The organism is Citrobacter sp. FP75 (genome assembly GCF_018342065.1).
Lineage (GTDB): Bacteria > Pseudomonadota > Gammaproteobacteria > Enterobacterales > Enterobacteriaceae > Citrobacter.
The window spans coordinates 111,216-125,974 of record NZ_JAFDOE010000002.1 but is presented as its reverse complement, the minus strand read 5'-3'; the positions used below and the strand labels follow the sequence as shown (position 1 = coordinate 125,974).

Genomic DNA, 14,759 nt, shown 5'->3' with positions numbered 1-14,759 from the left:
GTTACCTCTTTATTGGTGACACCAATACAACTTTAACTGCCTCAAATCAAAAATTGTCTCAGCAAGGTTAACTAAAATCCCTCTTCGTTAACATTTTTGCGCCCAGGCGGCGTAACTGTCAGGATAAATTATGGAGCTGCTCTGCCCTGCCGGAAATCTCCCGGCGCTTAAGGCGGCCATCGAGAACGGCGCTGATGCTGTATACATCGGGCTAAAAGATGATACCAACGCCCGTCATTTCGCCGGCCTTAATTTTACCGAGAAAAAATTGCAGGAAGCGGTGAGTTTCGTCCATCAACATCGCCGTAAGCTGCACATCGCCATTAACACTTTTGCTCACCCGGATGGTTACGCTCGCTGGCAACGTGCTGTGGATATGGCGGCACAACTGGGTGCGGATGCGCTGATCCTCGCCGATCTCGCCATGCTTGAGTATGCAGCAGAACGCTATCCGCATATTGAGCGCCATGTCTCTGTTCAGGCATCGGCAACCAATGAAGAGGCGGTTAATTTTTATCACCGTAATTTTGACGTCGCGCGCGTGGTGCTGCCGCGCGTGCTGTCCATTCATCAGGTGAAACAACTCGCGCGCGTGACGCCGGTTCCGTTAGAAGTGTTTGCCTTCGGCAGCCTGTGCATTATGGCGGAAGGCCGCTGCTATCTTTCGTCTTACCTGACGGGCGAATCCCCCAACACCGTCGGTGCCTGCTCCCCCGCCCGCTTTGTGCGCTGGCAGCAGACCCCGCAGGGTCTGGAGTCTCGCCTGAACGAAGTGCTGATCGACCGCTACCAGGACGGTGAAAACGCGGGCTACCCAACACTGTGTAAAGGGCGTTATCTGGTGGATGGCGAGCGCTACCACGCGCTGGAAGAGCCCACCAGCCTGAATACGCTCGAACTGCTGCCAGAATTGCTGGCCGCCAATATTGCCTCGGTGAAAATCGAAGGTCGCCAGCGCAGCCCGGCTTACGTAAGCCAGGTGGCAAAAGTCTGGCGTCAGGCTATTGACCGCTGCATGGCCGATCCGCAGAACTACGCACCACAACCGGCCTGGATGGAAACGCTCGGATCGATGTCCGAAGGCACGCAAACCACGCTTGGTGCGTATCACCGTAAATGGCAGTGAGAAAAGCAATGAAATATTCATTAGGGCCAGTGCTCTACTACTGGTCGAAAGAAACGCTGGAAGATTTTTACCAACAGGCCGCCACCAGTCATGCCGACGTTATCTATCTTGGCGAAGCGGTATGCAGCAAACGCCGTGCGACCAGGGTAGGTGACTGGATCGATATGGCGAAGTCCCTCGCCAGTAGCGGTAAGCAGGTGGTACTGTCCACGCTGGCGCTGGTACAGGCCTCCTCTGAACTGGGAGAGCTGAAGCGCTATGTCGAAAACGGTGATTTCCTGCTGGAAGCCAGCGATCTCGGCGTGGTGAATATGTGTGCCGAGCGTAAGCTGCCGTTCGTCGCCGGGCACGCGCTCAACTGCTACAACGCCGTCACGCTGCGTATTCTGCTCAAGCAGGGCATGGTGCGCTGGTGTATGCCGGTTGAGCTGTCGCGCGACTGGCTGGTGAACCTGCTCAACCAGTGTGACGAACTGGGTATTCGCGACCAGTTTGAAACCGAAGTGCTGAGCTACGGGCATTTACCGCTGGCCTACTCTGCTCGCTGCTTTACCGCGCGTTCCGAAGATAAGCCTAAAGACGAGTGCGAAACCTGCTGCATCAAATACCCCAACGGGCGCGATGTCCTTTCGCAGGAGAATCAGCAGGTGTTTGTCCTCAACGGCATTCAGACCATGAGTGGCTACGTCTACAACCTCGGTAATGAACTGACATCCATGCAGGGGCTGGTTGATATTGTGCGCCTTTCCCCGTTGGGGACAGAGACATTCGCCATGCTTGACGCCTTCCGTGCCAACGAGAATGGCAACGCACCGTTGCCGCTTGCCGCCCACAGTGATTGCAACGGCTACTGGAAACGACTGGCAGGTCTGGAACTGCAGATGTGATTAATAGCTCACTTTGTTAACAACACTCGCTAATCTTTAATGCACTATTAAAAGATTAACCGGTAACAAAGTGAGCCGTTATGACTGACAAAACCATTCCGTTCTCGGTGCTCGATCTGGCGCCGATCCCCGAAGGCTCCAGCGCAAAGCAGGCCTTCTCGCACTCTCTTGATCTCGCCCAACTGGCGGAAAAGCGCGGCTACCATCGCTACTGGCTGGCTGAACATCATAATATGATCGGCATCGCCAGTGCGGCAACCTCGGTGTTGATAGGCTATCTGGCAGCCAATACCACCACCCTGCATCTGGGATCCGGCGGTGTGATGTTACCCAACCATTCCCCGCTGGTGATTGCCGAACAGTTTGGCACGCTGAATACGCTGTATCCGGGACGTATTGATCTCGGGCTGGGTCGCGCGCCGGGCAGCGATCAACCGACCATGCGCGCACTGCGTCGCCATATGAGTGGGGATATTGATAACTTCCCGCGCGATGTGGCAGAACTGGTGGACTGGTTTGATGCACAAGACCCGAATCCGCATGTGCGCCCGGTTCCAGGTTACGGCGAGCAAATTCCAGTGTGGCTGTTAGGCTCCAGCCTCTACAGCGCGCAGCTGGCAGCCCAGCTTGGCCTGCCGTTTGCCTTCGCCTCACACTTCGCACCGGATATGTTGCATCAGGCGCTGCATCTGTACCGCACTCAGTTCAAACCTTCAGCGCGGCTGGCAAAACCGTATGCGATGGTGTGCATCAACATCATCGCCGCCGACAGCAATCGCGATGCAGAATTTCTTTTCACCTCAATGCAGCAGGCGTTTATGAAGCTGCGCCGTGGCGAAACCGGACAGTTACCGCCGCCGGTAGAGAATATGCATCAACTGTGGTCCGCTTCCGAACAGTACGGCGTGCAGCAGGCGTTAAGCATGTCGCTGGTGGGTGATAAAGCGAAAGTGCGTCACGGGCTGGAGTCGATCCTACGTGAAACTCAAGCGGATGAGATTATGGTCAACGGGCAGATTTTTGATCATCAGGCACGGCTGCATTCGTTTGACCTGGCAATGCAGGTGAAAGAAGAACTGCTGGGGTAAGTTGTTACCCTCTCCCGGTGGGGAGAGGGTAAAAAGGAGATTACTGATAGACCGGTAACAGATTCACGCTCGACAGAACATGGATAACCGCGTTGCCGATACCGAACACCAGGATCAGAGCAATCATCGGCTTGCCCCCCCAGACGCGGAATTTCGGGCTACCAAAACGCTCACGGGATTTGCGTGCCAGCAGTGCCGGTACAATGGCCGCCCAGATGGTTGCCGCAAGTCCTGCATAGCCAATGGCATACAGGAAACCGTTCGGCCACAGCAGACCGCCGATAATCGGTGGAACGAAGGTCAGTAAAGCGGTTTTCAAACGCCCCATCGCTGTGTCATCAAAACCAAACAGATCCGCCAGATAGTCGAACAGGCCCAGCGTCACGCCAAGGAACGAACTCGCCACCGCAAAGTTTGAGAACACCACCAACAGCAGATCCAGACTTCGGCTGTTCAGCACTCCGCTCAGCGCTTGCACCAGCACATCAATGTTACCGCCCTGCTGCGCAATGCCAATAAATTCCGGACGTGGAATATTACCCATCGTCCCCAGCAACCATACGGTGTACAACACCAGTGCCAGCAGCGTGCCGTACACCAGACACTTCACAATGGTCTTCGGATCTTTACCGTAGTACTTCATCAGGCTCGGTACGTTGCCGTGATAGCCGAATGAGGCCAGACAGAACGGCAGCGTCATCAGCAGATACGGCGTGTATGAGGCGTTGCTTTCCGCGACGTTAAATAGCGTGGTTGGGGAAACGTGGCCCATCAGGCTACCGAAGGTCAGGAAGAAGGTAATCACCTTCGCACCCAGCACGATTGCCGTCATGCGGCTCACCGCCTTGGTGCTCAACCACACAACAAACGCCACCAGCAGCGCGAAACCAAACCCTGCCGCTCGCGCAGGAACGTTCAGCGACATCTCCGAGAAAGTGTGATGCAGGATCGAACCACTGGCTGAGATATACGCGTAGGTCAGGATATACAGGACGAACGCAATCGAGATGCCGTTAACAACGTTCCAGCCTTTACCCAGCAGATCTTTGGTGATGGTGTCGAAGCTCGAACCAATACGATAATTAAGGTTAGCCTCGAGGATCATCAGCCCGGAGTGCAGCATGCAGAACCAGGTAAAGATCAGTGCTGCCATTGACCAGAAGAACCACGCCCCGGACATGACCACCGGCAGGGAAAACATCCCTGCGCCAATAATGGTGCCGCCGATAATCACTACGCCGCCGAGCAGCGAAGGTGACGTTTGGGTGGTGGTTAGTGTTGCCATTTGGCCGTCTCTCCAGTGAATTATTTTGCTACTGCATTTTAATGCGTTGCACTGTACCAGTACACGAGTACAAAAGAAATAAAAAAAGCCCCGATTGTTAAGATCGGGGCTGTATATTTTACTTTACGCTTTTAAGCTGTGAAGCTTATGCGTCACCGCCGAAACGACGACGGCCCGCGGAGTCATCACGGCGCGGAGCGGAAGCATCATCACGACGTGGAGCACGGCTGCCTTCACGACGTTCGCCGCTGAAACGACGGCCATCACCACGACCACCTTCACGACGCTCAGTGCTGTTACCACGGTTTTCACCACGGCCGCCTTCACGACGTTCACCACTGAAACGACCACCGCCACGACGCTCACCACCGGTGTGCGGTACTGCATCGCCAACCAGCTGCATGTTCATCGGCTTGTTCAGGATGCGAGTACGGGTAAAGTGCTGCAGCACGTCGCCCGGCATACCTTTCGGCAGTTCGATGGTGGAGTGCGTACCGAACAGCTTGATGTTACCGATGTAACGGCTGCTGATGTCGCCTTCGTTAGCGATCGCGCCAACGATATGACGAACTTCAACACCGTCATCACGGCCCACTTCAATGCGGTACAGCTGCATATCGCCAACGTCACGACGTTCACGACGCGGACGGTCTTCACCACCACGCTCCGGACGGTCGCCACGCGGTCCACGATCGTTACGATCGCCACGCGGAGCACGCTCGTCACGGTCGCGGAATTCGCGCTTCGGACGCATCGGTGCATCTGGCGGCAGGATCAGCGGACGTTCACCCTGAGCCATTTTCAGCAGTGCTGCGGCCAGCGTTTCGATATCCAGCTCTTCTTCCGGCTGCATTTTCGCCAGCAGAGCACGGTACTGATCCAGATCGCTGCTTTCCAGCTGCTGCTGTACTTTCGCGGCGAATTTCTCCAGACGGCGTTTGCCCAGCAGATCTGCGTTCGGCAGCTCAACTTCCGGAATAGTCAGCTTCATGGTGCGTTCGATGTTACGCAGCAGACGACGCTCGCGGTTCTCAACGAACAGCAGCGCACGGCCAGCACGACCCGCACGACCGGTACGGCCGATACGGTGAACGTAAGACTCGGAATCCATCGGGATGTCATAGTTAACAACCAGACTGATACGCTCAACGTCCAGGCCACGGGCCGCAACGTCGGTCGCAATCAGAATATCCAGACGACCGTCTTTCAGACGTTCCAGAGTCTGCTCACGCAGGGACTGGTTCATGTCACCGTTCAGTGCAGCGCTGCTATAACCGCTACGCTCCAGCGCTTCTGCCACTTCCAGGGTCGCATTTTTGGTACGAACGAAGATAATCGCCGCATCAAAATCTTCTGCTTCCAGGAAACGCACCAGCGCTTCATTTTTACGCATGCCCCAGACAGTCCAGTAGCTCTGGCTGATGTCAGGACGCGTGGTTACGCTGGACTGAATGCGTACTTCCTGCGGCTCTTTCATAAAGCGGCGGGTAATACGACGAATAGCTTCCGGCATGGTTGCAGAGAACAGAGCGGTCTGATGACCTTCCGGGATCTGCGCCATAATCGTTTCAACGTCTTCGATGAAGCCCATACGCAGCATTTCATCGGCTTCGTCCAGCACTAAACCGCTCAGTTTAGAGAGGTTCAGGGTACCGCGCTTCAGGTGATCCAGCAGACGACCCGGCGTACCGACGACGATCTGCGGGCCCTGACGCAGGGCACGTAATTGCACGTCATAACGCTGGCCGCCGTACAGGGCTACCACGTTCACGCCGTGCATATGTTTAGAGAAATCCGTCATGGCTTCTGCAACCTGAACCGCCAGTTCGCGGGTCGGTGCCAGCACCAGAATCTGAGGTGCCTTCAGCTCAGGATCAAGATTGTTGAGCAGCGGTAAGGAGAACGCTGCAGTTTTGCCGCTACCGGTCTGGGCCATACCCAGAACATCGCGACCGCCCAGCAGATGCGGAATGCACTCTGCCTGGATTGGAGATGGTTTTTCGTAACCCAGATCGGTAAGGGCTTCAAGGATAGGAGCCTTCAGGCCCAGATCTGCAAAAGTGGTTTCGAATTCAGCCATGTAGTACGTGTGCCTCAAAATTAATGGCGGCCAGTCTACATAACTCATCATGAAATTGATCTGCAATTTTCATTGAAAAGTGTGAACCGGCTCAAAGTAGGTGTATTAACGAACAACAACGCCCTCACCGATGAAGGTGATGGCAATCAAAAAAAGATTACGGGCTGATGTGTACGTCAGCTATTGCTGGTCCGATTCTGCCAGGTCATCTTGGTCCTGGCCCAGGAGCGATAATTCCAACAATGCGTATCGGTGCTCAACAAAGTTATGAACGTTGTTAGCCACCGCCAGTTTGAACAATGCCGTAGCGTTGTCCAAATCCCCCAGACTTAGGTAGTACTTACCTAAATAGAAGTTGGTTTCACTGAGATGCTCAGCGAGCGAGGTGTTATCCGTTGCGTCCGCCTTCAGGCGTTCCATCAGCGTTGCTTCGCTAATGTTGCCCAGGTAGAACTCGACAATGTTCCATCCCCACTGCTCTTTATCCGATTTCTCGAAGCGCTGTATTAACGCTTCTTTAGCCTGCTTCTCATCGAGCTTCTGCTCGGCAAGATAAAGCCACAGACTACGGAATGGATCATTGGGATCGTCTTGATAAAACGCTAGCAGATCATCTTGCGCTAACTTGTCGCGACCGCCGTAATACAATGCGATACCGCGATTTAAGTGCGCGTAGTTGTAAGTTGGATCAAGCTCAAGTACAGAATCAAACGCTTCATAGGCAGCATCAAAATTGCCTGCCTGCGTTAAATATATACCTAAGTAATTGAATACTTCAGGCATATCTGGTCGGATTGCCAACGCTTGTGAAAAATCATTTCGCGCTAATGCCCTCAGACCGAGACTATCATACAACACTCCGCGCTCATATAAAAGCTGTGCGCGTTCGTCATCGGTTAAAGCCCGACTGGCAAGAATTTGTTCCATACGTGCCAGAATCACTTCCTGCTGCAAAGTCGGTTGCAGTGGTACTGCGAGGACTTCACTCTTACGCCAGGCGGAATTACTGCATCCAGCCAGCGTGAGTGCTGTCGCAACGAAACACCAGCGCAAAAAAGGCTTCATTTCCCACTCCCGAAGACAACGATTGAATGAACGTCCTGTTCCCCGGTTGCTAACAAGGCATCCTGCCGGGTTAAAGGCCCTCCGCTCACGCGGAGGGCAATGGCAACCTTACTCGCCGAGGCTAACCGGTGCTTCCGGCGTAGCTGCTGGCTGAGACTGCTCAGTTGCTTCTTTGATGCTCAGACGTACACGGCCCTGGCGATCAACTTCCAGAACTTTAACCGGTACTTCCTGACCCATCTGCAGGTAATCAGTCACTTTCTCTACGCGCTTGTCAGCGATCTGAGAGATATGAACCAGACCTTCTTTACCGCCACCGATGGCAACGAATGCGCCAAAGTCAACGATACGGGTCACTTTACCGTTGTAGATACGGCCAACTTCGATTTCTGCAGTAATCTCTTCGATACGACGGATAGCATATTTTGCTTTTTCACCGTCGGTCGCAGCGATCTTCACAGTACCATCATCTTCGATTTCGATGGTGGTGCCGGTTTCTTCGGTCAGAGCACGGATAACAGAACCGCCTTTACCGATAACGTCTTTGATCTTGTCCGGGCTGATCTTAATGGTGTGGATACGCGGAGCGAACTGAGAAATGTCGCCGCGCGGCGCGTTAATCGCCTGTTCCATCACGCCCAGGATGTGCAGACGCGCGCCTTTAGCCTGGTTCAGAGCAACCTGCATGATCTCTTTGGTGATACCTTCGATTTTGATATCCATCTGCAGCGCAGAGATACCATCGCGGGAACCGGCCACTTTAAAGTCCATGTCGCCCAGGTGATCTTCGTCACCCAGAATGTCAGACAGAACCACAAAGTTATCGCCTTCTTTCACCAGACCCATCGCGATACCCGCAACAGCGGCTTTGATAGGCACGCCTGCGTCCATCAGCGCCAGAGAAGCACCACACACGGAAGCCATGGAGGAAGAACCGTTGGATTCGGTGATTTCAGACACAACACGTACGGTGTACGGGAATTTATCCAGTTCCGGCATCACTGCCAGCACGCCGCGTTTCGCCAGACGGCCGTGACCAATCTCACGACGCTTCGGAGAACCGACCATACCGGTTTCGCCTACGCAGTACGGAGGGAAGTTATAGTGGAACAGGAAGTTGTCAGTACGCTCGCCCATCAGTTCGTCGAGGTTCTGTGCATCACGGGTGGTGCCCAGAGTCGCAGTGACCAGCGCCTGAGTTTCGCCACGGGTGAACAGTGCGGAACCGTGAGTACGCGGCAGCACGCCAGTACGCACGTCCAGACCACGGATCATGTCTTTTTCGCGGCCATCGATGCGCGGCTCGCCTGCCAGTACGCGGCTACGAACGACGTTTTTCTCTATAGCGTGCAGGATTTCACCCAGTTCGTTAGCGTCCAGGGTTTCGTCTTCTGCAATAAGCTGAGCGATGGTTTCAGATTTGATCACGTCAACCTGAGCATAACGCTCTTGCTTGTCGGTGATGCGGTAAGCATCGCTCAGACGAGATTCTGCCAGTGCAGCAACGCGCGCATTCAGCGCTTCGTTGACGGCTTCTGGCTGCCAGTCCCAACGCGGTTTGCCAGCAACTTTTACCAGCTCGTTGATTTCTTTAATAACAATCTGCTGCTGTTCGTGACCGAATACGACAGCGCCCAGCATCTGGTCTTCGCTCAGCAGTTCAGCTTCGGATTCAACCATCAGTACAGCAGCTTCAGTACCGGCAACAACCAGGTCCAGTTTACTTTCTTTCAGTTCGTCCTGAGTCGGGTTCAGTACGTACTGGTCATTGATATAACCAACACGGGCAGAACCGATCGGGCCGTTGAACGGCAGGCCAGACAGGGACAGCGCAGCGGATGCGCCGATCATTGCCACGATATCCGGGTTAACCTGTGGGTTAACGGAAACAACGGTGGCAATAACCTGAACTTCGTTAATGAAACCTTCCGGGAACAGCGGACGAACCGGGCGGTCAATCAGACGCGCGATCAGGGTTTCGCCTTCACTCGGACGGCCTTCACGACGGAAGAAGCTACCCGGGATACGGCCAGCAGCGTAGGTACGCTCCTGATAGTTAACAGTCAGCGGGAAGAAATCCTGGCCCGGCTTGGTTTTTTTCTGACCCACAACGGTAACAAATACCGCGGTGTCATCCATGCTAACCATAACAGCAGCAGTTGCCTGACGTGCCATCATGCCGGTTTCCAGCGTTACGGTATGTTGGCCGTACTGGAATTTACGAACGATCGGATTAAGCAAAATAATATCCTTTCTCTTTTTTTAACGGCGTATTGTTATACGCCATCGTTAATACCCGATCTTCTGCGCATCCTCGCGACTAATGACAACCCTAACCCATGCGTATTGGGTAAAGCCTCTCATTAGCCGCGCGAACCTCTGCAACGGAAGATCATTCATAGCAACAATACATTAGTTTCCAGCGGATTGCTGCCATCTGCTGGAAAAAAGGGGCCATGAAGGCCCCCTCTTTCTGAAACTCGAAAGACTTAGCGACGCAGGCCCAGACGCTCGATCAGCGCGGTGTAGCGTGCAACATCTTTACGCTTCAGATAGTCGAGCAGTTTACGACGCTGAGAAACCATACGCAGCAGACCACGACGGCTGTGGTGATCTTTTTTGTGTTCAGAGAAGTGACCCTGCAGGTGGTTAATCTGTGCAGTCAACAGAGCAACCTGAACATCGGTAGAACCGGTGTCGTTTGCATCACGACCAAACTCAGAAACAATTTTAGCTGTAGCTTCAGTACTTAGAGACATTTTAAAACTCCAAAGTGTTAAGAATGAAAGGATGCCGATCTCTAATTCAGCAATCCCAGTGTATACACTTCATCCTTCAAGCTATCTCTGCGTTGGCTGCGTCTTCTCACCTCAGTTACTTACTTGAGTAAGCTCCTGAGGATTCTCAGACTGGCCGCCTTGATGCAGCTCGAATGGTTTTGTGTACACGCCGCGCAGATTGTTAAACAATTTACGCGACGTTAAGCGGCAGTATTCTACTCGCAGCGCCTGCTTATCGCAAGACAGAGAGCGCTATGCAGGATACTCAACCACCAGTCGACGGGGGGCGACACGACCTTCATCGTCAATCTCACCCATGCCGATAAATTTTCCATCATCGCCTTCCGTCACGCGAACCAGCCCTTCCAGCGGTACGCCCGACGTGCGCACCGGATTACCATTTTTAAAGTAAACCGATGACGTTAAAGGCAGATTAACCACCGGATAGTCCGATGCCGGACTGTCCATTGGCATCAGCAGCGGATCAAGCAGCTGCGCCGCCGGAATGCCCTGCTGTTCGGCTTGTTCAACCAGACTGTGCAAATGCTCCAGCGTAACCATACGATCCACCGGATATTTGCTGACCGTCAGACGGCGCAGGTACGTCACATGCGCGCCGCATCCGAGCTTCTCGCCCAGATCGTCAATAATCGTGCGAATGTACGTTCCTTTGGAGCAATGAACTTCCAGCTCCAGTTCGTTACCTTCGTGACGGATAAACAGCAGTTCGTAAACGGTAATCGGTCTGGCTTCACGCGGAACGTCAATACCCTGACGCGCATACTCGTACAGCTTCTTACCCTGATACTTCAGCGCTGAATACATCGACGGGATTTGTTCGATATCACCGCGAAAAGTCTCCAGCGCGCTGGCGAGCTGTTCCGGGGTAAACGTCACCGGACGCTCCTGCACAATTTGCCCATCGGCATCGGAGGTGTCAGTACGCTGCCCGAGGCGTGCCACCACGCGATAGCGTTTGTCAGAGTCCAGCAGATATTGCGAAAATTTTGTCGCTTCCCCAAGGCAAATAGGCAGCATGCCTGTCGCCAACGGATCCAGCGCGCCGGTATGACCGGCACGGTTGGCATTGTAGAGACGCTTTACTTTTTGCAGTACGTCATTGCTGGACATGCCCTGCGGTTTATCCAGCAGCAGCACACCATGAATATCGCGACCACGACGACGAGGACGACTCATTAGTCCTCCTTGCTGTCGTCCGCAGGATTCACACGACGTTCATCGTCGTGTTTCACCACGCTGGTCACCAGGTTAGACATGCGCATCCCTTCGACCAACGAGTTGTCGTAGAAGAAGGTCAGTTCCGGCACGATACGCAGGCGCATGGCTTTACCCAGCAACGAGCGGATAAACCCAGAGGCTTCTTGCAAAGCTTTAATACCGTTCTTCACGGCAGCTTCGTCCTTGTCGTTCAGGAAGGTCACGAACACTTTGGCATACGCCAGGTCACGAGACATCTCAACGCCGGACACGGTAGTCATCATACCGACACGTGGATCTTTGATTTCGCGTTGCAGGATGAGTGCGATCTCTTTTTGCATCTCCTGGGCCACGCGCTGCGGGCGACCAAATTCTTTCGCCATAATAAATTCTCCAGAATAAAGACAAAAAAGGGGCCATAAGCCCCTTTTTAAATTTCATTGCCGGGTGGCGCTTCGCTTACCCGGCCTACCTCAAATAATCTTCTATAAATTGGGCAACCAACACAGCCCAAAAGACGACGAAGATTATGCGATGGTGCGTTTGATCTCGATGATTTCGAACACTTCGATCATATCGCCAACGCGAACGTCGTTGTAGTTCTTAACGCCGATACCACATTCCATGCCGTTACGGACTTCGTTAACGTCATCTTTGAAGCGGCGCAGGGATTCCAGTTCGCCTTCATAGATAACCACGTTGTCACGCAGAACGCGGATTGGGTTGTGACGTTTAATCGTACCTTCGGTAACCATACAACCTGCGATGGCGCCAAATTTCGGTGATTTGAACACGTCACGCACTTCAGCCAGACCGATGATCTGCTGTTTCAGTTCCGGAGACAGCATGCCGCTCATCGCTGCTTTCACTTCGTCAATCAGGTGATAGATGACGGAGTAGTAACGCAGATCCAGGCTTTCAGATTCAATCACTTTACGCGCAGAGGCATCAGCACGTACGTTGAAGCCAACCAGAATCGCGTTGGACGCTGCAGCCAGCGTGGCGTCGGTTTCGGTGATACCACCTACACCAGAACCGATGATCTTCACTTTAACTTCGTCGGTAGACAGTTTCAGCAAGGAGTCGGAGATCGCTTCGACAGAACCCTGAACGTCAGCTTTCAGGACGACGTTCACTTCGTGAACTTCGCCTTCGGTCATGTTCGCGAACATGTTCTCGAGTTTAGATTTCTGCTGGCGAGCCAGTTTAACTTCACGGAATTTGCCCTGACGGTACAGTGCAACTTCACGCGCTTTCTTCTCGTCACGTACGACGGTAACTTCATCACCGGCAGCCGGAACACCGGACAGACCCAGGATTTCCACCGGAATGGACGGACCTGCTTCCAGGACTTCCTGACCCAGTTCGTTACGCATTGCACGAACACGGCCATATTCGAAGCCACACAGCACGATATCGCCTTTGTTCAGCGTACCTTCACGAACCAGAACCGTTGCAACCGGACCACGACCTTTATCCAGGAAGGATTCGATAACGGCACCGCTCGCCATACCTTTACGTACCGCTTTCAGTTCCAGAACTTCAGCCTGCAGCAGGATAGCGTTCAGCAGGTCATCAATACCGGTACCTGCTTTCGCAGACACTGGGATGAACTGAGATTCGCCGCCCCACTCTTCCGGCATAACACCGTACTGGGATAGTTCGTTCTTCACGCGATCCAGATCGGCTTCTGGTTTATCAATTTTGTTCACTGCAACAACCAGAGGCACCTGCGCCGCTTTCGCGTGCTGGATAGCTTCAATGGTCTGCGGCATCACGCCGTCATCTGCTGCAACAACCAGAACAACGATATCCGTTGCCTGAGCACCACGAGCACGCATAGAGGTAAACGCGGCGTGACCTGGGGTATCCAGGAAGGTGATCATACCGTTGTCAGTTTCAACGTGGTATGCACCAATGTGCTGAGTAATGCCACCCGCTTCGCCAGAGGCCACTTTCGTTGAACGAATGTAGTCCAGCAGAGAGGTTTTACCGTGGTCAACGTGACCCATGATGGTCACGACCGGTGCACGAGCTTCAGCCGCAGCACCCGTATCACGGTCGCTCATTACCGCTTCTTCCAGCTCGTTTTCACGACGCAGGATAACTTTGTGGCCCATCTCTTCGGCAACCAGCTGTGCGGTTTCCTGATCGATAACCTGGTTGATGGTGGCCATTGCGCCCAGCTTCATCATCGCTTTGATGACCTGAGAACCTTTAACCGCCATCTTGTTCGCCAGTTCGCCAACGGTGATGGTTTCACCAATCACAACGTCACGGTTAACGGCCTGAGCCGGCTTCTGGAAGCCCTGCTGCAGAGAAGAACCTTTACGCTGCTTGCCGCCTTTGCCGCCGCGAACCGCTGCACGCGCTTCTTCACGGTCAGCTTTAGATTCAGCGTGCTTGTTACCTTTCTTCGCCGGACGCGCTGCTTTCGTGGTGCGAGTACGGCCACGGCCGCCTTCTACTTCACGATCGTTTTCGTCTTCTGCCTGGCGAGCATGCTGAGAAGTGGTGACGTGATAATCGCTCTTATCTTCTTCACCTTTCGCTTTCTCTTGCTCTGCCCAAACACCGGCATTTTCTTCCGCCATACGACGGGCTTCTTCAGCCACACGGCGAGCTTCTTCTTCAAGCTTGCGACGCGCTTCTTCTTCCGCTTTACGCTTCAGTTCTGCGGCTTCATTTTCACGGCGGGCTTTTTCGGCCTGGGCGGTTTTAGTCATATCGTCGGTCTGTTGATTGCTCACTTTGTCTTTTTCCGCAGCTTCACGTTTCGCTTTATCAGCGGCTTCACGTTTAGCTTGTTCTGCGGCCTCACGTTCGGCTTTTTGTTGCGCCTCGCGTTTAGCAGTTTCTTCTGCCTCACGACGGGCTTGCTCTTCCGCTTCACGCTGCGCCTGCTCTTCCGCGGCAAGGCGTTCTGCCTCTTGCGGATCGCGTTTCACAAAGGTGCGTGTCTTGCGGACTTCGATTTGTACCGATTTGCTTTTTCCACCGGTACCTGGAATATTGAGAGTACTGCGCGTTTTACGCTGCAATGTCAACTTATCCGGGGCAGAGCCGTTTTCACGGTTCAGGTGCGCCAGTAAGGTTTGTTTCTCTTGTGCGGACACAGAGTCGTCAGCAGACTTTGGGATACCTGCATCAGCAAATTGCTGTACCAGGCGATCCACGGAGGTCTGTATCTCTGCAGCCAGCGTTTTTACGGTTACATCTGTCATACTGTT

Annotated in this window: 12 protein-coding genes; 3 read left to right on the top strand and 9 right to left on the bottom strand. The window is 53.7% G+C overall.

The genetic code is table 11. The annotated features are described in order from the left end of the window. Nucleotides 1–130 precede the first annotated feature (130 nt). The 3 genes from ubiU (at nucleotide 131) to JQ822_RS08230 (ending at nucleotide 3,101) form a co-directional block, all read left to right on the top strand. Entirely contained in the window at nucleotides 131–1,126 is a 996-nt protein-coding gene (gene ubiU / locus JQ822_RS08240; RefSeq protein ID WP_213133063.1) for a ubiquinone anaerobic biosynthesis protein UbiU, read from the top strand. 8 nt (nucleotides 1,127–1,134) lie between these two features. Beyond that, nucleotides 1,135–2,013 (top strand): U32 family peptidase, encoded by an 879-nt coding sequence (locus JQ822_RS08235; protein ID WP_213133062.1) that lies wholly within the window; start codon nucleotides 1,135–1,137, stop codon nucleotides 2,011–2,013. 80 nt (nucleotides 2,014–2,093) lie between these two features. After that, entirely contained in the window at nucleotides 2,094–3,101 is a 1,008-nt protein-coding gene (locus JQ822_RS08230) for a luciferase-like monooxygenase (protein ID WP_213133061.1), read from the top strand. Between the two features lie 40 nt (nucleotides 3,102–3,141). Here the strand turns inward: JQ822_RS08230 and mtr are convergent, their stop codons facing one another. The 9 genes from mtr to infB all read right to left on the bottom strand — a co-directional run bounded on the left by mtr (nucleotide 3,142) and on the right by infB (nucleotide 14,753). Further along, nucleotides 3,142–4,386 (bottom strand): tryptophan permease, encoded by a 1,245-nt coding sequence (gene mtr / locus JQ822_RS08225; protein WP_213133060.1) that lies wholly within the window; start codon nucleotides 4,384–4,386, stop codon nucleotides 3,142–3,144. A gap of 145 nt (nucleotides 4,387–4,531) precedes the next feature. Then, nucleotides 4,532–6,466: a DEAD/DEAH family ATP-dependent RNA helicase gene (locus JQ822_RS08220; protein WP_213133059.1), complete on the bottom strand. Its 1,935-nt coding sequence runs from the start codon at nucleotides 6,464–6,466 to the stop codon at nucleotides 4,532–4,534. After that, nucleotides 6,459–6,539: a protein YrbN gene (gene yrbN / locus JQ822_RS08215; protein ID WP_010723222.1), complete on the bottom strand. Its 81-nt coding sequence runs from the start codon at nucleotides 6,537–6,539 to the stop codon at nucleotides 6,459–6,461. The genes JQ822_RS08220 and yrbN overlap by 8 nt, the downstream gene beginning before the upstream one ends. Before the next feature lie 107 nt (nucleotides 6,540–6,646). Continuing rightward, nucleotides 6,647–7,531, bottom strand: a complete 885-nt coding sequence (gene nlpI, locus JQ822_RS08210; RefSeq protein ID WP_096755537.1) for a lipoprotein NlpI — start codon at nucleotides 7,529–7,531, stop codon at nucleotides 6,647–6,649. A gap of 108 nt (nucleotides 7,532–7,639) precedes the next feature. Continuing rightward, nucleotides 7,640–9,772 carry a polyribonucleotide nucleotidyltransferase gene (gene pnp / locus JQ822_RS08205; protein ID WP_213133058.1) on the bottom strand — a complete coding sequence of 711 codons (2,133 nt, stop codon included), beginning with the start codon at nucleotides 9,770–9,772 and terminating at the stop codon, nucleotides 7,640–7,642. Between the two features lie 248 nt (nucleotides 9,773–10,020). Then, a complete protein-coding gene (rpsO, locus tag JQ822_RS08200; protein WP_096755535.1) occupies nucleotides 10,021–10,290 on the bottom strand; it encodes a 30S ribosomal protein S15 in 270 nt (89 codons plus the stop codon). Nucleotides 10,291–10,563: 273 nt separating this feature from the next. Then, nucleotides 10,564–11,508, bottom strand: coding sequence for a tRNA pseudouridine(55) synthase TruB (gene truB, locus JQ822_RS08195; protein WP_213133057.1), 945 nt, complete (start codon nucleotides 11,506–11,508; stop codon nucleotides 10,564–10,566). Beyond that, nucleotides 11,508–11,912, bottom strand: a complete 405-nt coding sequence (rbfA, locus tag JQ822_RS08190) for a 30S ribosome-binding factor RbfA (protein ID WP_213133056.1) — start codon at nucleotides 11,910–11,912, stop codon at nucleotides 11,508–11,510. The genes truB and rbfA overlap by 1 nt, the downstream gene beginning before the upstream one ends. A 144-nt stretch (nucleotides 11,913–12,056) precedes the next feature. Further along, the gene (gene infB / locus JQ822_RS08185) at nucleotides 12,057–14,753 is read right to left on the bottom strand and encodes a translation initiation factor IF-2 (RefSeq protein ID WP_135324181.1); all 2,697 of its coding nucleotides are present in this window, start codon (nucleotides 14,751–14,753) and stop codon (nucleotides 12,057–12,059) included. Nucleotides 14,754–14,759 lie beyond the last annotated feature (6 nt).